This is a genomic window from Candidatus Enterococcus testudinis (assembly GCF_002140915.1).
In the GTDB taxonomy this organism is placed as follows: domain Bacteria; phylum Bacillota; class Bacilli; order Lactobacillales; family Enterococcaceae; genus Enterococcus_D; species Enterococcus_D testudinis.
Map to the genome: position 1 here is coordinate 2,527,488 of NZ_NGKU01000001.1, position 17,017 is coordinate 2,544,504.

Consider the following 17,017-nt stretch of genomic DNA (forward strand, 5'->3'; position numbering starts at 1 on the left):
TCAAAATGCTTATTCATCAAATATTACCCAAAAGTGAGGTAGAATGATAGCAATACGCAAGAAAGGATGATGGATATGCATTTATCGATCACACAATTTCAGGATGAACAACCAATTATCGGCAAAGATTCACAGGTTCAAGACACGCAACTCAAAGATTATGTAGAAATCGGAGAAGCAAACCATATCGATCATTCTACGTTGGATACATATACGTATACTGGACAATTTTGTTTTATTCAAAACAGCCAAATCGGCCGTTTTGTCAGTATAGCCGCAGCAGTCCGCATTGGACCAACCAATCACCCTTACGAAAGACCTAGTCAGCATCTGTTTGCGTATAACGGAGAAGGCTACGGTTTTGCCCCAAAGGACCAAGAATTTTTGGCGAAACGTAAAGAAATAACAACCACTATTGGCAACGATGTTTGGATTGGCCATGGTGCAGTCGTGCAAGCAGGTGTCACTGTCGGCAACGGTGCCGTGATTGCCTCGAATGCTGTGGTAACAAAAGATGTACCTCCTTACGCAATCGTTGGCGGCGTACCTGCCAAAACAATCAAATACCGTTTTGATCCAGAAACGATTCAAGCTTTGCAAGACATCGCTTGGTGGGAATGGTCACGAGAAGTGTTAGAAGCGCGATATTTGGATTTCCGCCTGCCAATCAATGAATTTATTTCAAAGTATGCAAGAAAATAGCCATTTTTATCGCCCTAGTCGACCCTGTTGGCTAGGTTTTTGTTTTAAAAAAATCAGTAAGAATACCTTGTGTGAAAACGCAACTATGCTAAAATAAGCAGTAAATGAATAGTTTCACGAACTTTAAGGAGTGTCATACATGGATCTACTTAGTTATCGACCATTGAATCTATATACCAACTACCAAGAAGCAGCACAGACATACCCCGATGTCCCAATCATCCATGATGAAATTTTAGGTGCTTTTCCTGAATTGGGCTACCAAAGCACTTACCGTTCCAGCCATGAAGCAATCGTAAAAAGAGCCTATCAATTGGCGGCTTTGGGTGTCAAATCAGGAGACAAAATCATTTTGTATAAATCCTCAAAGTTTGATACGTATTTATTGGCTACGGCTGCCTCTTATTTAGGCGCTGTCCCTGTCATGATTTCTTATCATTTTCCAGCAGCAACGATTGAAGTATTTGTTGCGCGTTTGGAAGATCCCTATATCCTCTTTGACGAAGAAACAGAAGCGCGGATCGCATTGGTCAAAAACAGTAGTGCGAACAAACAAATCACTGTCCGCAAATTACTATTGGCACCAGCCCAACCAGTCCCTCAAGTGAAACTGCCGGAGGATCACATCTCTTATATGACCCACACTTCTGGTACGACGGGTATACCTAAATTGATTTGTCACTCGGCGCAATCCATGGGCTGGCGCACCAAATGGCAAAAAACCATTTTCACCAAAATCGATCGGCAACAAGCGGCATCTGATTTAGTTGCATTTCACATCTCGCCCGTACATTCTCGATTCAATATCGGTATTTCTTCATTGATGGCGATGGGCTTTCCTATGATGCCTTTGGCCGGTGCAACTGGACCGCATATTGTTAGAATGCTCACTGAATATCCGCCGATTGCGTTAGAAACACATCCAAACAATTTCGTTCAATGGCGCTTTGTGGCAGAAGAACACCCAGAAGCATTCGCGGGTATTCGTTATTATCATTCCACCTTTGATGCGATCAACAATCAGACTATGGCTTCTTTCTTAGCAACTGCAACGGATCATGAGGCGATTTTCTTGCAAGTCTATGGACAAAGCGAGTGTGGGCCAATGATTCTGAAGGCCCATACCCTTGAAAGCCTGAAAGAAAACAACGCCCGTGATATGGGGGTTGGGTTAACTGATTTGACAAAGGCCCGGATCACTGATGCCAAGGGCAATGAATTGCCCATCAACACCGATGGCCATATCCACTTTCTTTCTAAAGGTCGCGCTTTGACCTATTACAAAGAAGATCAGCGTTTTGCAGATAATGTCTACGATGCATGGTGGGATAGCGGAGATTATGGAATGATCGATGAAACTGGTCACTTATACTTGAAAGACCGTCAAGTCGATTTGATCAAATCGATTGAAAGTAATTTAGCTTTAGAAGATCTATTGCTGGATCAACTTGATTTTCTGGCCGAAGTTGTGATTGTTCGAGACAAAGAAGATTCTCCTCAACCAATCATCGCTTTGGCACCCAATCGCGACATGGACTGGGATGCTTGGTGGCAAGCGGTAGTTGATCTGCCTCGGCTGAATGAACCACTGTTGCGCGACTATGAAGACATACCAAGAACAGCCACGATGAAAGTGCAACGATTGCAGATCGAAAAAGAATTTAAAGCATAAAAAAACAGCATCTCACGCGCGTGGGATGCTGTTTTTTTGTTCAAATATAATGTGCGGTGCTTGTCCATATCTCGTCAGTTTCTCTTCATCTAGTGTCACGCCAAAGCCTAATCCGCTTGGTACAGTGATCAATCCGTTTTCCATCACAGCAGGTTGTGTCACAATGTCATCATAATAATAACGGTCAGCGGCCGATAGATCCCCAGGAAACTGAAAGGGCGCTTGGCTAGCGAATTGGAGATTCATCGCCCTTCCGACGCCAGATTCGAACATGCCGCCTAACCAGACAGTCAATCCGTTGTCGGCACAAGCTGTCACGATTTTCTGCGCTTCGGTGATGCCGCCAACTCGAGGAATCTTTAGATTGATTGCTCTGCAGCTGCCTAAAGCTGCCACAGTGGCAATATCCTCTGCACAACGAATGTCTTCATCCAGGCACAATGGCGTGCGCATGTTTTTTTGCAATGCAGCATGTCCAGTTAGATCCCGCACCCGCAATGGCTGCTCGACCATCACAAGACCAAGATCATCTAATGCCAATAACATCTCCTCATGTCCCACATATGCGCCATTGGCATCTGCCATAAGCAACACTTCAGGAAACCGTGCGCGAATGGCTGCTAGCGGTTCTCGATCTAGCCCTGGTTTTATTTTCAGTTTGATACGTTTGTAGCCTTGTGCGACATATTGTCCTACTTGATCCAATAATCGATCAGTCGCAGGTTGTATCCCCACGCTCACCCCTACTGCGATTTTCCCCCTTTGCGTGGGATAAAAATCAGTGATACTACGCCCCGCTTGCTTGGCATATAAATCCCACATTGCTGTTTCCACCGCAGACTTTGCCATGGCATTGCCTTGTACAACGGAAAACAATGAAGACACTTGGTCTGGGTGATCGATAGGCGTCGCAGTCAACAATGGCAGCAACTGTTGGCAGATCACTTGCCGGGCTGAAAAAAGCGTTTCTTCGATATAATCTGGTTGTTCGAATGCGACCAGCTCGCCAAATCCTACGTTGCCATCAGCCGCTGTGATGCGTATGATATCAAAGGCTTTTTCATTCAATTGGCCATAGCTTGTCACAAAGGGCTGTCTCAATGGCAATCGACAAGCAATCGATTCTATTTTTTTGATATCCATAGATGCGACCTCTTTCTTTTGAACTTACGCCGTTCTGTCAAATTGCTGGAAGAACCAGTCGTTGATCTGCTGCAAAAGAGCAGTTGGTTGTTCTAAGTGAATACAATGTCCGGCTGCTGGAACCACGCGGTAAGTGATTGCTGGCTGCTGTTCTTTCATTCGTAAACCGATAGCTTGGAACTTAAGGTCTTTGTCTCCAGCGATGTAAAGGATTGGACAGTGGATGTTTGCCAAAGCAGCCCAATAGCTTGGTTGTTTGCCCGTTCCCCCATAAGCCAGACTCATCGCCAAGCCAAAAGGCGCTTGTTGTAATCGCCCATGTCTAACCCGTTCCTGCACCTCGGCTGGTAACTTATACTGACTTGCAAACAACGGCAATGCTTGCCAATACTCAACAAATGTTGCGAGGGGCTCTTTCATCAATTTTAGCGCAAGACGGCGGTCTTGTTTGACACGCGCGCTTCTTTCCGCAGTAGTGAATAGACCAGGTGAGCCACTTTCCATAATCAACCCCTCCACAGCATCTGGAAAGTGCGTCGTCCAAGCCAACGCTACTCTGGCCCCCATTGAATAGCCATAGAGGAGATACCGCGGTATCTCTAACCATGCCAATAGTTCCGCCAAATCAGCCACTAATAGCGGTACTTCATAGCGCATGGGATGGACATACACATCCGTCTGCCCATGGCCAATCAAATCAATCGCCAATATATTATAGCTTTGCTGCTGGTCAAACATCGGCACAAAGGTGTTCCTTGTGCCAGTAAAACCATGCAAGGCAACTACCGTTGGTCGCTGATCATCATAAGGCTGCAGCCATTGATACGCATAATTGACGCCACGAATCTGATGAATCATTTGGCCCACTCCTCAGCAAACCGTTTCTGACTCAGTGTCCAAAGTGAAACTGGTTCTTGCTGAGTGCCCCGTACTTCTAAGATTTGAAAACGCGGTTCCATAGCAGACGCGTTGATTTGCATTTGAAACGCCTCAACACTTTCTGCTAAAGACCAATCAGCGTCATATAATGCGGCTACTTTCTGAAAATCAAGATGCAACGATGTGCCAAATAACGGCTCGAAATCTTCCGGTGCTAACGTCTGTTGCGATAAGAAAGAGAAAATCCCGCCACCATCGTTATTCAACAAAATAATCGTCACCGGCAACTGATATTGCCGCAGCAACTGTAAGCCGTTCATATCGTGATACATAGCCAAATCACCAATCAATAGATAGGTTGGCTTTTGGCTCGCTTGCGCAATGCCCGCCACAGTCGAGATCAACCCGTCTATGCCGTTGACGCCCCGATTGCCATACACACGATATGGTTGCATTGTTTCACTGCCGTATCGATCAAAGAACCGAATCGCATTGCTGTTGGCCAATAGAATCTGTGCATCTGTTGGCAAAGATTGTTGCAGCATCCGTACAGATTGACTCTCATCAAAAGGATGATCCAGGAATTGATCAACGATGATCTGATTGGCAACTGTTTGTACTCTCTGCCATTGAGTGATCCACCCCTGATCGACTTGAAAATCATGATGTTGCCATTGGTCAGTAAAGCAATCGATTTCCGCTTCAATCAAATAATGCGCCCGATGCAATTGATCTTGCCATTGTCCAGAAGCATCCACAAATAACCATGTGGTGGATGCTGGCAATCGGTCCAACCACAACAGTACATTCTTGGTTACAGGCAAGCGCCCGAAACGCAGCACGACTTCTGGCTGAAAAGTTTCGTCTATTTGCGGCAGCAGTAAATCTGCTTGGCTGATAAATGTACCTGCAGCTATGCCGCAGGTGGCTAAATTGGTCAAAGGATCACCAATGATCGGCCAACCGATTTTCCCAGCAAAGAGGCGCAAGTGTTGCGCTTGAGTCAATGTCAAAGCCTCTCCTACAATGATGACACCCTTCTTTTGAAGTTGCGGCAATACTTGCTGGATCATTTCTTCGGCAAGTTGCTTGATTGGTTCTACATAGACGAATGGTTGATGAAAGGAACTGCTTTTCTCAAGATCTGGCAGCAAAGGTTCCCGTAATGGGAAATTGATATGCACAGGACCTTTGGGGTGTTTTTTGGCTTCTGTCACACTATTGGCGGCTTGCCAAAAACTATAACGCAACATATTCGGTTGATTTTCAGGTACGGTCATTTCAATCATTTGTTTGACGTGGGAGCCATACAACTGTTGCTGATCCATTGCTTGTGGTGCGCCGACACCTCTTAATTCAGGCGGTCGGTCTGCGGTGAGCACGATCAACGGCAGATTGACGGCTTCTGCTTCACAAATCGCCGGATAGTAATTGGCGGCAGCAGTCCCCGATGTACACAATAAGACTGTTGGTTCTCCATCCACTTTGGTCATCCCCAACGCAAAGAAAGCCGCCGAGCGTTCATCGACATCCACAAAACATTCTATCTCAGGATCCCGGTGCAACAACAATGCCAAAGGTGTTGAGCGCGAACCTGGACTGATCACCCCTCTGGTGACGCCAGCAGCTTTTAAGCCTGCGATCGCCGCCAGCAAATAATCCGTCATCACTTCTTGATTAGACATCTCCGATGATCCCCCTTCTCATTGGTTGAAATTTCAAACGCGTTTCTTGCTGCTCTGCTAAAGCCTGTGAGTCCGCGACAATACCGCACCCGGCATACAATGTCGCCTCGTTTTTGGTTACAACTCCTGAACGGATCGCTACCGCAAACTCGCCAGTATCCTCTTGGATGCCTAACCAACCAATCGGTCCCCCATACATGCCACGGCTTTTTGGTTCATGGTCTCTGATCCATTGAACAGCCGCCTCTTTTGGTTCCCCACCTAAAGCCGGTGTCGGATGCAGTTTTTGAACCGCCGTCAAAAAAGAAACAGCCGGCTTCCGTTTTCCTTTGAGCGGAACAAATAAGTGCTGGATATCACGGTTCTTGATTACAGAACGCTTTTCCGAATGGAAGCCGTCTTCAATCAATGTAGACAACGCATGTGCCAAGCGATCCACAACGACTTGATGCTCATGGGTATTTTTAGGGTCTGACAAAAGCCCCTCAGCAAGCACTTGATCCTCCGCCTCTGTCTGTCCTCTAGGAGCCGAACCCGCAATACTCACCGTTTCAAAATACTCATTCGTTCCTTTTAATAAGCGTTCTGGCGTAGCCCCAATAAAAAAGGTATCGCCTTGTTCCAAAGCAAACAAATAGGTACTTGGTTGTTGTTGGTTCAGATGTGCCAGAACTGTCTCACTATGCATCGTATCTGTTGTCGTCAAGCGCATTTGTCGGGCCAAGACGACTTTAGTCAAATCTGTGATCGGGTCTTTGATTGCTTGGACAGTCGCATCGACTGCTTGCAGCCATTCAGGAACAGCAACCTCTACTTGGTCAGTCATCACAGCATACGACGACGTTTGTTTTTCTTGACGACAGGCAGCAAGCCATAACAAGACTTGCCCATGTAGTGCAGCAACTTTGGTCAGTCTTTCTGCTTCGTCGGCTGCTGTAACGGTATACACAGCCCATGTTTTGGTTCCTTCTTGTTTGATCATGATTTCAGGCAACACAAATAGACCACTGCCCAGCTGCCCCCATTCATCTTGCGCAGCACGGTGCGTATCAAAAGCAAAACCACCCAGCAATAATGCTTGGCAGGCATCAGTTTCGGGCTGATAATGGTTTTTTTTCACATCATTTTGAATCGCATCAAATGTTGCTAAACTAGGTGCTTGATAATCGATTAACCAATGAAATGCCGCTATTGTCATCGTTTGATCAGGATTGCGCCAAAAATAACGGGCACCTTTCGCTGTCTCAGCCACAGCATAAAGGGCCAAAACATCACCACAGACAATTTCTTCACAGGTACTAAAGTAGCTTTTCCCCGAATCAAACGCTTGTTGATACTCTTTCGTTACAGTACTATTCAATCTCGTTCACTCTTTCTTCACTTAACAGCCGCCGCTTGATGACTTTGCCGCTGGCTGTGCGTGGCAATGTGTCCATCTGGAAAAAACGGCGGGGAAATTTATAATGGGCAATCGTATCTTCTAAAGAATCCAGCAGAGCTTGTTTGGTGACCGATTGATTCAATACTACAAAGGCAACAGCTTCTTGCCCCCATTGAGGATTGTCTTGGCCAACAACTGCTGCTTCAACGATCGCTGGATGCTGTTGCAGTGCTTGTTCTACTTCTGCAGGATAAATATTTTCACCGCCAGAAATAATCAGTTCACTTGAGCGGCTCACTACATAGAGATACCCTTCTTCATCTAAATAGCCTAAATCGCCAGTTGCAAACCATCCTTGGTGATCCCACTGTTCGTTTCCTCGATCATTGAGATAACTCGAGACAATTGCTGGGCCTTTCAAGTAGATTTCTCCGACAGTACAGGTTGCTTCTCTCCCTACGCCTGAAGAATGTGTTGTATCAACAATCTGCAACTGGACATTCTTCAACGGAATGCCTGAGGCCCCTCGTTTGGCAATTGCTTTATCTGGCGGTAAAGCAACCACTTGCGAACACGTTTCCGTCATGCCGTAGGACTGGATGACAGCCAACTGCTTTTGCTGACATTGAGCAAGTAAGCCGCGGTCAATAGGGCCACCGCCCAGCAAAATATAGCGTAACGCAGGAAACCCTGCTTGAGGTACAAAGGGCAATAGATCCCTGAGCATTTTGCTCACCAATGAAACCACTGTCCCTTGACTGTTGCTTAGATCAGTCGCCATGTCTTGCGGATCGAAACGATCATACAAACGCATACTGATGCCCAATTGCAACATCCGCAGTACGATCGATAAACCGCTGATATGATATAGCGGTACGGCACACAGCCAGCAATCATTTACTGAAATCGTTAAGTTTTGCTGTGTGGCTTGCGCACTTGCTTGATGATTGCCAAAGGTTTGCGGCACGCCTTTTGGCTTCCCTGTCGTCCCAGAAGTATACATGATCGATGCTATCTGGTTGGGTTGATACACCTGACGTTCCGCCACCTCAAAGGAAGCAGCTGCAGTTTTGCCAAATGGCAGCAATTGAACGTTTGCTAAATCAAGCCGCTTGTCGGTGATCACAAAACGACAATCTGCATCTTGCAGTTGAAAGACCAACTCTTTATTGGTCAACCTGGTATTCAAACACTGGACTTCGATTCCTAATTCCCATAAGGCAAGGATCGTAAAGACCATTTCCGGTTGATTCTCGCTGAAAATCGCTACACGGCTTGCTTCTTCTAATTTAGGATGATAATAGGCAGTATATTGGTTCACTTCTGCTTGTAAGGCAGCAAACGACCAGCTTTTATTCTGCCAATAAAAAGCTGGTCGTTCTGGATGAAGTTGTGCTTGCCTTTGCAGCCAACTCCCTGTCATTATGGGAATTTAGGGAATTGATCGAAGTCAGGTTGACGCTTTTCTTTAAAGGCATCGCGGCCTTCTTTGGCTTCATCCATTGTGTAATACAACAAGGTTGCATCCCCTGCTAATTGTTGAATACCCGCTAATCCATCCGTATCTGCATTCATTGAAGCTTTGATCATTCGTAAGGCCAATGGACTCTTTTGCAACATGGTTTCAGCCCATTCCATCGTCACGTCTTCGACCTCTTCTAGAGGTACGACCGTATTGATCCAGTTCATTGCTAATGCTTCTTCAGCTGTATATTGTTTTGTCATAAACCAGACTTCTTTGGCTTTCTTATGGCCAATCGTACGTGCTAAGTATCCAGAACCATAACCGCCATCGAAACTGCCCACGTTCGGTCCAGTTTGACCAAACTTAGCGTTCTCTGCTGCAATTGTCAAATCACAGACCAATTGCAAAACATTCCCGCCACCAATCGACCAGCCTTTGACCATTGCGATCACTGGTTTTGGCAGTGTCCGGATCAGACGTTGCAGGTCCAAAACATTCAAACGTGGTACTTGGTCTTCACCGACATATCCACCATGTCCCCGTACTTTTTGGTCGCCGCCAGAACAAAAGGCTTTATCGCCAGCACCAGTCAAAATAATCACACCGATACCGGGTTCATCACGACTGATAGAAAATGCATCGATCATTTCAAACACCGTTTTTGGTGTAAAGGCATTGTGTACATGGGGACGGTTGATCGTGATCTTCGCCACTTTACCATGCTGTTCAAATAAAATTTCATCATACTCTTTAAGGGATTTCCATTCTCTCATTCCAATTTCCTCCTCAACTCACATAGTTCCATTATACACATAACTACGTGCTTTTCGTTGGAAATTGCTTTGAATCATTCATTTCCTATAAAAAATCTTATTTGAACCAATACGTGCAGGGATAGCCGCCAGAAAACATGCTATAATCAAACAAAAAAAGGAGTCCACTGTATGAACTTACTCGACACATTAGGCATTCAAATTGAGGAAACCACCGCTGCACTTGTCCGATTACGAATGGATGTTGGCCCACAACACAAACAGCCCTTCGGTATCCTCCACGGCGGGATCAATGGTGTGTTGATCGAAACGGCGTGCAGTATCGGCGCCAACCAAGCATTAGCAGCAGATGAAGCTTTTGCTGCCGGTGTGGATCTGCAAGTCAATCATTTACATGCTGTCCAAGACGGCACGCTGATCGTTGAAGCCACCCCTGATAAAATCGGCGCCCGTATCCAAACTTGGCAAGCAACGATTTGGCAAGAACATGGACCAAAGACCGCTGTTGGCCGTTGTACCTTGACAACATTGAAGAAAAAAGAAGCCAGCAGCTAAAACAACGGCTACTGCCTTTTTCTATAAAAAAAAAACAGCGAAAGGCGGCCCTTTCGCTGTTTTTGTGTATGCCTATTTTTTAAAACAATTGTGTTTCGATGGTTTCAACAATCTTCGCACCTGATACTTCTGCGTAATATTGCACATCATTGCTTGCAAAGATGCCCACTGCTGCAATAGCTTCCATGCCTTGCCGCACTTGTTCGGCAGAAATCGTTTCATCAAAGACTTTCGGTTGCAAGGTATGCTTCTTGCCTTCACTGTTCAAGAAAATCGTGTGTAATTTTTTCATCAGCGTCTCCTTTCTTTGCTTCTTTCAGCAACGGTTATTTGACATATTCATTTTGGATCGTTTCGACAACGGAAGACAATGCCGCGGTCTCTGAGAACTGCGTCAATGCTTCGCCGACAGCGACGATTTGCGCTTCACTGGCACCATTCGTGACACGATTCAATGTTTGATTGATCGGCTTTTCTGAATCAGGCGTATCAATACGCACGGCCAATTTGGTTGTTGTACCGATTTTCATATTCCCCACATCCTTTCTTTTGATTCATGTTGCATCTGTAAGTGGCGCCCTTACATAAATAGAAACGACAATAGACGTTAAAAGTAAAAATATTTTTGTTCAGACTCACTCTTTTTTTACAGAAATAATGAGATTCGCTATAATGAGGAATAGAAAGTGAGGCATATTATGAAAAAAAATCGTTTGATCCAATTTTTAGGTGGCAAAACCAGTTATTATGTTCTGGGCTTGATTATCCTATGTACAGTCGCTATCTTTTTATTGAATAAAATTTCTTTTTTGTTTACACCTTTTGCAGCCATCGTAACAGCTATTATCCCGCCATTTTTGTTTGGCTTGATTTTATACTACTTATTTAATCCAATCGTCGACAAATTGGCACCAAAGATTCCCCGTACCGTCACAATCACGGGCATTTATTTGATTATTGCTTTGTTGATCGTCTTTGCAGGTTTCCAGCTCTATCCTGTATTGGCCCAACAAACCACGGATCTAATCAATAGCTTGCCTGATTTAGTGGATGATTTTCAACAAAATGCTGATTCATTTTTAGCAAATACACCTTTCAACGATGAAATGAGTCAGATCACGGATACGTTTCAAGATATTGCCAATAACATCATGTCCTTCATCGGTAATTATTGGCAGACAGGTGCTGCTGGATTAAGTAGTCTTTTCTCTACGATTTCCACACTCTTTATCGCATTATTCACAGGACCCATCATTGCGTTCTTCTTGCTGCGCAATCCCAATAAGTTTTATTTTTCGGTTTTGTCGTTGATTCCGCCTCGCTTTAGAAAAGATTTTAACGAACTGGTGAAAATCTCCGATCTGCAAGTAGGTGCTTTCCTAAAAGGTCAAATCATCTCATCTCTAATTTTAGGCGCTATCTACTGGGTCGTTTTCTTGTTGATTGGTTTGGAATATGCCAGTATTATCGCCATTGCCGCTGGTATTTTGTGTATTATCCCTTATATTGGTCCCTTCATCGTCTTCTTCCCGGGGTTATTTATTGCTGCACAGGACTCGACGGGCATGTTGATCAAATTTTTGATTGCTTGGTTCGCTGTTCAAATACTTCATGGCGATTTGGTCGTACCTCGTGTCATGGGGGATCGTTTGAAAATCCATCCTATTACGATTTTGGTCGTTTTATTGGTCATGGGGGATTTGATGGGCCTAGTAGGAGTGATCTTCGGGATTCCGATTTATTGCTTGATCAAAGTATTGGTAGTCTATCTATTTCGCAAGTTCAAGCAACGTTATAATCGTTTCTATGGACAAGATGGCAAATACTTCCACAGTGCTTTCACGAGTAAAGATTACTTAGGTGACGAAGATCGGTCGGCGAAAAAATAAAGCTGTTGTCTGCTAAGACACAGTTCATATGTTCAAAATCAAATAGGCACATCTTGTTACCGATCCTATGGATCAATGGCAAGATGTGCCTGTTTTTGACTATTTATTTTGCTAACTGATTATTCTCATGAGATAAAAAGAATTGATACAACGCCCCTAAAATATTGGCATCGTTCTGAAAATGGCAAGCTTTGATCATTGGCTTAGTCAGTGTTTGTTGCAACAACGGCAAACTATTTAGTAACCCATCATATTGATGATTGATTTCCTCACAAACAATTTCCTGTGCACTAATTCCCCCACCAATCACATAACAGGACAAATCGACCACTGACTGAACATTGAGAATCATACAAGCGATTTCCCGGCAATATTCCACAAACAAAGGCCATACCTGTGGATCTTTACGATTAATTGCTTCAAAAACAGCTTCGCCATCCGCTAAGTCATCCAGTCCGAGTTGTTTCGCAGCTTGACGAATCATGGCAACTGCTGAGCCGCTAAAACCATATAGTTGCTGAACCGACAGTCTTTGTTCATTCACATTCTCGCTATTTCTGGCAGCATTAAGCATGAAACTTAACTCTCCTGCTTGAAAATGAGTACCCTCGACCAATCGACCATCAAGAATGATGCCCCCACCAATACCTGTTCCTAATGTGATAGCGGCACCATTGTCGATACCTTGCAAGTTGCCCAACCATAATTCGGCTAAAGCCGCCGCTTTGCCATCATTGATGACTGACACAGGCAAAGCGAACTTCGCCGTCAGTATCTCTTTCAAAGACACACCATCCAAAAATGGCAAGGCACCACCAAAGGAAATGGTTCCTTTCTGAGTATCGACCTTCCCTGGTGTACTAAAAGCGATGCCACGAATCTCTTGTTGGCGTTCACTGATGATCCCCTCGATCGCTGCTAAAAAATCAGGCAACGATTTCTGTGTTTTGGTTCGTGTTTTTGCCAGAATATGTCCGGAACGGTCAATCAATGCGGATTTGAGATGGGTGCCTCCGATGTCGATGCTTAGATAGTGTTTACTCATTCAGCGCATCCTCCTCACCAATCGATGCCACCGCCCATCTCAAGACCGTCTTCGCTTTTTCAGGTGCAGTCTTTCTCGGATCGCTCAAATAGATCTCACGATGTTGAAAGTTGTCCATCGTTGGCCGAATCATCAATTGTTCTTGCGCCAATACTTCTTTCATTTGAGCAAAAGTTTCTGGCTCCGTTTCAAAAGGGCCGATATGAAGCGCTTGGACCGCCAACCCTTCTTCATAACTTTCAAAAATCAAATGATCCAAGTAAGGATTTTGCTTTTTTTCTTTCACTTCCAGTAACTGCGCTTGAAACATACTTTCTGTGACTTGTTTAGGCTGTCGGATCATGATTTTGTAGATCAATTCATCTTTCTTCACTGGACCATCAGGTTTTGTTTTCGAGGTCCACACACCTTCTAATGGATAGACCGTATATTCAAAAGGTGAACCAATCGTTCCTTTTTTCAATCCCATACGGATGCTGTAGGCCACGCTATACAAAGCCTCGATTTGTTGAGCGAATGCCGGTCGATTGGGATCACCTTGACTGTTTAACCCAATGAAGTGATAGGTTGGTATTGTGAGGATCGTTGGTTTCTTTGGTACATACACATCTTTTTCTTGTTTTCGCCATTCGTATTTCATTGAATCCTCCTTCTGAACTGTATTTCCAACTATTTTACCATGAAATCAACATTGATTTGTCAAGGAATATCTATTTATTCGTAATAAAAAAAAAACGAAGAGCACCTCCATTTACCTATAGAGATTACGCTTCGTTTATAAAAGTACCTAATCCGTCCCACCAGTAAATCTTCGCATAAAATAACTCTCCAACCACTTCTGCCCCGCCTCGATCACCATGCAAAGCAGCCAATAGATGATAGCAACCAAAACATACATCGACATATAGTCAAAGGTACGTCCGCCTACGATTTTGGCTTTTTGAAAAATATCCGGAATCGTGATCATCGCTGCCAATGAGGTCCCTTTTAAAAGATCCATTGCCACGTTGCTTAACGCCGGTACGGAAATACGAAATGCTTGCGGTAAGATAATCAAGCGCATAGTTTGACTGAAAGACAGTCCCAACGCATATGCAGCATCAAACTGTCCACGATCCACACCTGCAATCGACCCGCGATAGATTTCACCAATAAACGCGCTGCTGGTCAATGTGAAACAAATAATCGCTGCGCTCAATGCAGACAACTGATACGGTAGGCCAAAATAGAGTAAAAACAGCAAGACCAGCGCCGGTACACCTCTCAGAAATGAAAGATAGCCCCGAACAAATCCGCGAATAATTGGGTTATGGATCATCCCTAGTACTGTCAACAAGATGCCCACTACATTGCCGCCAAGAAAAGAAGCAACTGCAATACCGACTGTATAGGACAATCCTGTCAACAAATAAGGCAATGACGCCCACATCAACGACAAATCAAGCGTTGGTATATACATCAGTTTGATGCCGCAGTGTCAAATTCTTGATCAGATTTGACCGAAATATCGGTTTGGAAATATTCCTCAGCAAGCGCTTTTAAGCTGCCGTCATCTTTCATCTCTGCCAAGATTTCATCTACTTTTTCTCGTAGCGCTTCGTGATCTTTGACAAATAAAAACCCGGTTTCATTTGGATTAAAATAAACATCTTCCAAAATTTTCACAGGAATATCTGGCATCGCTGCCACAGCCATTTTTTGCAGATAGTAATCGTTTAAAATCACATCAGTCCGACCATTGGCCACATCCGTCAAGTATTGGTCATTCGTGGCATTGTCATAAGTCACCAACTCTGCGCCATAGGATTCCGCTAATTGCATGTAACTGGTATTGGGTTCACCGGCCGCTTTTTTGCCTTTTAAATCTTCTAACGAAGCAATACCAGAATCATCACTTTCCCGCACGATCATACTATCAAACGAATATTTGATTGGTTCTGACAAGCTAAATTTTTCTGCCCGTTCATCCGTTAGGCCAAAATCATTGGCAGCAAAATCTGCCTCTCCTTTGGTCAAAGAGGATACTTGCCCATCAACGTTATATTCTTTGAATTCGATCTCGACACCCAATCGCTTGGCCACTTCTTTTGCCACATCGACATCATAGCCAACCAATTCATTGCTGTCATTATAATAAGAAGACGGATAAAGCGTACCAGACGTTGCAACCACTAACGTCTTAGCTTCTTCCACTTTGCTTACACTTTGGTCTTCAATTGAATCGCTTTGATTGCCACAAGCACCTAAAGCGAAACTAGCCAAACCAATCACCATCGCTACTTTTCCTTTATGCCAAATACTCATTATTTCCTCCTAAAAAGTCTTTATTCTGTTACACTAGGGGGCAACCGAAATTGCGCACAGTCTTCAAACAGCTGCCCTACTTGAAATAGGATGTCTTCACGTCCTTTTGATGCCATAAACTGGATCCCCAGTGGTAACCCTTCATCACTGACCGTCGTTGGCAAACTAATGGCTGGTTGCCCAGTCAGATTTGCCAATTGTGTATAGGGTGTCAGTTGGTAACTCTGATCGAACATCTCATATATCACATCAGCTGCTTGCGCTTCTGAAAGACCATCGATGTGCTGTAAGTTGCGACGGATCGCATCGCTTTGCAAGTCTGCATTGATCAATGGTGCTGTGAAAGCTGTCGTTGGTGTCAAAAACAGATCGAACGACTCAAAAAACCGTTCCATTCTTTCGGCAATTTGATCCCAGTACTGCAGGGATTGAATATACGTTGCCGCTGATAGTTTACGCCCATATTGATACAATCCCCAAGTCATCAATTCCATTTCACTGATTCCCACACTTTGACCACGTGCAGCTTCGATGTCCGCAAACATTGCCGCTGTTTCGCCACCGTTCATGGCATAATAACTGCGCATCATTCGCTGCCCATCGATGGGGTAATCGACTTCTTCCACTTGATGTCCCTGCTCAGTCAAGAAATCTACAGCATTTCTCACTGCCTGAATTGCCGTTTCGGATACCTGCTGGCCCACTGGTGATTTCGTAGAAAAAGCAACCTTTAATTGCTTCTTCTGACTGGCTTTGTGATGTGTCCATTCCACTTGTGGTGCCTGATAAGGCGCCGCTGGTTGAGACGTTCGCAGCCCATAAAACAATCGTTGCGTATCCCGCATAGAAATTGTTAAGGCAAAATTGATCGACGCACCTTGCCAACTGCGCCATTCACCCGGTCCAACCGGCATTGCCCCACGGGTGGGTTTCAATCCAATCAGTCCCGTGAAGGAAGCAGGGATCCGAATTGACCCACCCCCATCGCTGGCCCCCGCAATCGGGAACATCCCGCTGGCAACTGCGGCTGCGGCACCACCACTTGAGCCGCCAGCAGAAAAGAGCGGATTCCAGGGGTTACGGGTCGCACCATATAGTTCGGGATCCGTTATATTTTTAAAACCGAATTCTGGCGCATTGGTCTGTCCGAAAGGCACAAAGCCAACCTGTTCAAGAGCCGTCACAAAATGTGCGGTCTGATTCGCTTTCATATCAGCAAACAACTTTGCACCGGCTGTTGCTGGCCAACCCGCTTTGCTTTGACCGAGAATTTTCAAAGGCATCGGTTGACCGCCAAAAAGTCGCTGTTGCTTGCGGCCAGCTTGATAAGCTTTCAACGAAGCGTCGCGATCCACATGAATAAGCGCATTCAATTTTGGATTGTGCTGTGCAATCTTTGTTTCGATCATATCTAAACGTTCCGTAAAGCTGAGATTACCGTTGTTTAATTGTTCTGCCCAATACGTTGCATCTTGCATGGTTTTCCTCCTCGTCTTTCTGAGCGAATCTCTAATCAGAAAAAAA

At 44.8% G+C, this 17,017-nt stretch carries 17 protein-coding genes; 4 read left to right on the forward strand and 13 right to left on the reverse strand.

Features of this window, described 5'->3' with window-relative positions:
* Window positions 1–75 precede the first annotated feature (75 nt).
* Both A5886_RS12270 and A5886_RS12275 read left to right on the forward strand, forming a co-directional pair.
* Window positions 76–702, forward strand: a complete 627-nt coding sequence (locus tag A5886_RS12270; RefSeq protein WP_086275391.1) for a DapH/DapD/GlmU-related protein — start codon at window positions 76–78, stop codon at window positions 700–702.
* A gap of 139 nt (window positions 703–841) precedes the next feature.
* Entirely contained in the window at window positions 842–2,374 is a 1,533-nt protein-coding gene (locus tag A5886_RS12275; RefSeq protein WP_086275392.1) for an AMP-binding protein, read from the forward strand.
* A 12-nt stretch (window positions 2,375–2,386) separates the two neighbouring features.
* On the opposite strand, the gene menC is transcribed toward A5886_RS12275, so the two are convergent.
* From menC to menB, 6 genes are read right to left on the reverse strand one after another with little or no spacing between them, the layout of a single operon-like run.
* Window positions 2,387–3,517, reverse strand: a complete 1,131-nt coding sequence (gene menC, locus A5886_RS12280) for an o-succinylbenzoate synthase (RefSeq protein WP_086275393.1) — start codon at window positions 3,515–3,517, stop codon at window positions 2,387–2,389.
* 24 nt (window positions 3,518–3,541) lie between these two features.
* Complete coding sequence (gene menH, locus A5886_RS12285) at window positions 3,542–4,375, reverse strand: 2-succinyl-6-hydroxy-2,4-cyclohexadiene-1-carboxylate synthase (protein ID WP_086275394.1); 834 nt, start codon at window positions 4,373–4,375, stop codon at window positions 3,542–3,544.
* A complete protein-coding gene (gene menD / locus A5886_RS12290) occupies window positions 4,372–6,081 on the reverse strand; it encodes a 2-succinyl-5-enolpyruvyl-6-hydroxy-3-cyclohexene-1-carboxylic-acid synthase (protein ID WP_086275395.1) in 1,710 nt (569 codons plus the stop codon). Before menD ends, menH begins: the two co-directional genes overlap by 4 nt.
* Window positions 6,074–7,441, reverse strand: coding sequence for an isochorismate synthase (locus A5886_RS12295; protein ID WP_086275396.1), 1,368 nt, complete (start codon window positions 7,439–7,441; stop codon window positions 6,074–6,076). The genes menD and A5886_RS12295 overlap by 8 nt, the downstream gene beginning before the upstream one ends.
* Window positions 7,434–8,885 (reverse strand): o-succinylbenzoate--CoA ligase, encoded by a 1,452-nt coding sequence (gene menE / locus A5886_RS12300; protein ID WP_086275397.1) that lies wholly within the window; start codon window positions 8,883–8,885, stop codon window positions 7,434–7,436. The genes A5886_RS12295 and menE overlap by 8 nt, the downstream gene beginning before the upstream one ends.
* On the reverse strand, window positions 8,885–9,700 hold the full coding sequence (gene menB, locus A5886_RS12305; RefSeq protein ID WP_054115518.1) for a 1,4-dihydroxy-2-naphthoyl-CoA synthase: 816 nt from the start codon (window positions 9,698–9,700) through the stop codon (window positions 8,885–8,887). Before menB ends, menE begins: the two co-directional genes overlap by 1 nt.
* A gap of 171 nt (window positions 9,701–9,871) precedes the next feature.
* Here menB and A5886_RS12310 point away from each other — a divergent pair, with 171 nt between their 5' ends.
* Window positions 9,872–10,255 carry a PaaI family thioesterase gene (locus A5886_RS12310; protein WP_086275398.1) on the forward strand — a complete coding sequence of 128 codons (384 nt, stop codon included), beginning with the start codon at window positions 9,872–9,874 and terminating at the stop codon, window positions 10,253–10,255.
* A gap of 79 nt (window positions 10,256–10,334) precedes the next feature.
* On the opposite strand, the gene A5886_RS12315 is transcribed toward A5886_RS12310, so the two are convergent.
* Window positions 10,335–10,547, reverse strand: a complete 213-nt coding sequence (locus tag A5886_RS12315) for a DUF2922 domain-containing protein (RefSeq protein ID WP_086275399.1) — start codon at window positions 10,545–10,547, stop codon at window positions 10,335–10,337.
* Between the two features lie 34 nt (window positions 10,548–10,581).
* Window positions 10,582–10,785 (reverse strand): DUF1659 domain-containing protein, encoded by a 204-nt coding sequence (locus A5886_RS12320; protein WP_086275400.1) that lies wholly within the window; start codon window positions 10,783–10,785, stop codon window positions 10,582–10,584.
* 168 nt (window positions 10,786–10,953) lie between these two features.
* Between A5886_RS12320 and A5886_RS12325 the strand changes: the two genes are divergently transcribed.
* Window positions 10,954–12,144 carry an AI-2E family transporter gene (locus A5886_RS12325; RefSeq protein ID WP_086275401.1) on the forward strand — a complete coding sequence of 397 codons (1,191 nt, stop codon included), beginning with the start codon at window positions 10,954–10,956 and terminating at the stop codon, window positions 12,142–12,144.
* A 103-nt stretch (window positions 12,145–12,247) separates the two neighbouring features.
* Here the strand turns inward: A5886_RS12325 and A5886_RS12330 are convergent, their stop codons facing one another.
* From A5886_RS12330 to A5886_RS12350, 5 genes are all read right to left on the reverse strand, one after another.
* A complete protein-coding gene (locus A5886_RS12330) occupies window positions 12,248–13,189 on the reverse strand; it encodes an ROK family protein (protein ID WP_086275402.1) in 942 nt (313 codons plus the stop codon).
* Window positions 13,182–13,829, reverse strand: a complete 648-nt coding sequence (locus tag A5886_RS12335; RefSeq protein WP_086275403.1) for a GyrI-like domain-containing protein — start codon at window positions 13,827–13,829, stop codon at window positions 13,182–13,184. The genes A5886_RS12330 and A5886_RS12335 overlap by 8 nt, the downstream gene beginning before the upstream one ends.
* Window positions 13,830–13,976: 147 nt before the next feature.
* Complete coding sequence (locus A5886_RS12340) at window positions 13,977–14,648, reverse strand: amino acid ABC transporter permease (RefSeq protein WP_086275404.1); 672 nt, start codon at window positions 14,646–14,648, stop codon at window positions 13,977–13,979.
* Window positions 14,648–15,493 carry a transporter substrate-binding domain-containing protein gene (locus A5886_RS12345; protein WP_143353792.1) on the reverse strand — a complete coding sequence of 282 codons (846 nt, stop codon included), beginning with the start codon at window positions 15,491–15,493 and terminating at the stop codon, window positions 14,648–14,650. The genes A5886_RS12340 and A5886_RS12345 overlap by 1 nt, the downstream gene beginning before the upstream one ends.
* A 20-nt stretch (window positions 15,494–15,513) precedes the next feature.
* Entirely contained in the window at window positions 15,514–16,971 is a 1,458-nt protein-coding gene (locus A5886_RS12350) for an amidase (protein ID WP_086275405.1), read from the reverse strand.
* Window positions 16,972–17,017: the final 46 nt, after the last annotated feature.

Coding starts and splice junctions, on each gene's coding strand:
- A5886_RS12270 (WP_086275391.1), top strand. CDS start 76: ATGCATTTATCGATCACACAATTTCAGGATGAACAACCAATTATCGGC.
- A5886_RS12275 (WP_086275392.1), top strand. CDS start 842: ATGGATCTACTTAGTTATCGACCATTGAATCTATATACCAACTACCAA.
- menC (WP_086275393.1), bottom strand. CDS start 3,517: ATGGATATCAAAAAAATAGAATCGATTGCTTGTCGATTGCCATTGAGA.
- menH (WP_086275394.1), bottom strand. CDS start 4,375: ATGATTCATCAGATTCGTGGCGTCAATTATGCGTATCAATGGCTGCAG.
- menD (WP_086275395.1), bottom strand. CDS start 6,081: ATGTCTAATCAAGAAGTGATGACGGATTATTTGCTGGCGGCGATCGCA.
- menE (WP_086275397.1), bottom strand. CDS start 8,885: ATGACAGGGAGTTGGCTGCAAAGGCAAGCACAACTTCATCCAGAACGA.
- menB (WP_054115518.1), bottom strand. CDS start 9,700: ATGAGAGAATGGAAATCCCTTAAAGAGTATGATGAAATTTTATTTGAA.
- A5886_RS12310 (WP_086275398.1), top strand. CDS start 9,872: ATGAACTTACTCGACACATTAGGCATTCAAATTGAGGAAACCACCGCT.
- A5886_RS12315 (WP_086275399.1), bottom strand. CDS start 10,547: ATGAAAAAATTACACACGATTTTCTTGAACAGTGAAGGCAAGAAGCAT.
- A5886_RS12320 (WP_086275400.1), bottom strand. CDS start 10,785: ATGAAAATCGGTACAACAACCAAATTGGCCGTGCGTATTGATACGCCT.
- A5886_RS12325 (WP_086275401.1), top strand. CDS start 10,954: ATGAAAAAAAATCGTTTGATCCAATTTTTAGGTGGCAAAACCAGTTAT.
- A5886_RS12330 (WP_086275402.1), bottom strand. CDS start 13,189: ATGAGTAAACACTATCTAAGCATCGACATCGGAGGCACCCATCTCAAA.
- A5886_RS12335 (WP_086275403.1), bottom strand. CDS start 13,829: ATGAAATACGAATGGCGAAAACAAGAAAAAGATGTGTATGTACCAAAG.
- A5886_RS12340 (WP_086275404.1), bottom strand. CDS start 14,648: ATGTATATACCAACGCTTGATTTGTCGTTGATGTGGGCGTCATTGCCT.
- A5886_RS12345 (WP_143353792.1), bottom strand. CDS start 15,493: ATGAGTATTTGGCATAAAGGAAAAGTAGCGATGGTGATTGGTTTGGCT.
- A5886_RS12350 (WP_086275405.1), bottom strand. CDS start 16,971: ATGCAAGATGCAACGTATTGGGCAGAACAATTAAACAACGGTAATCTC.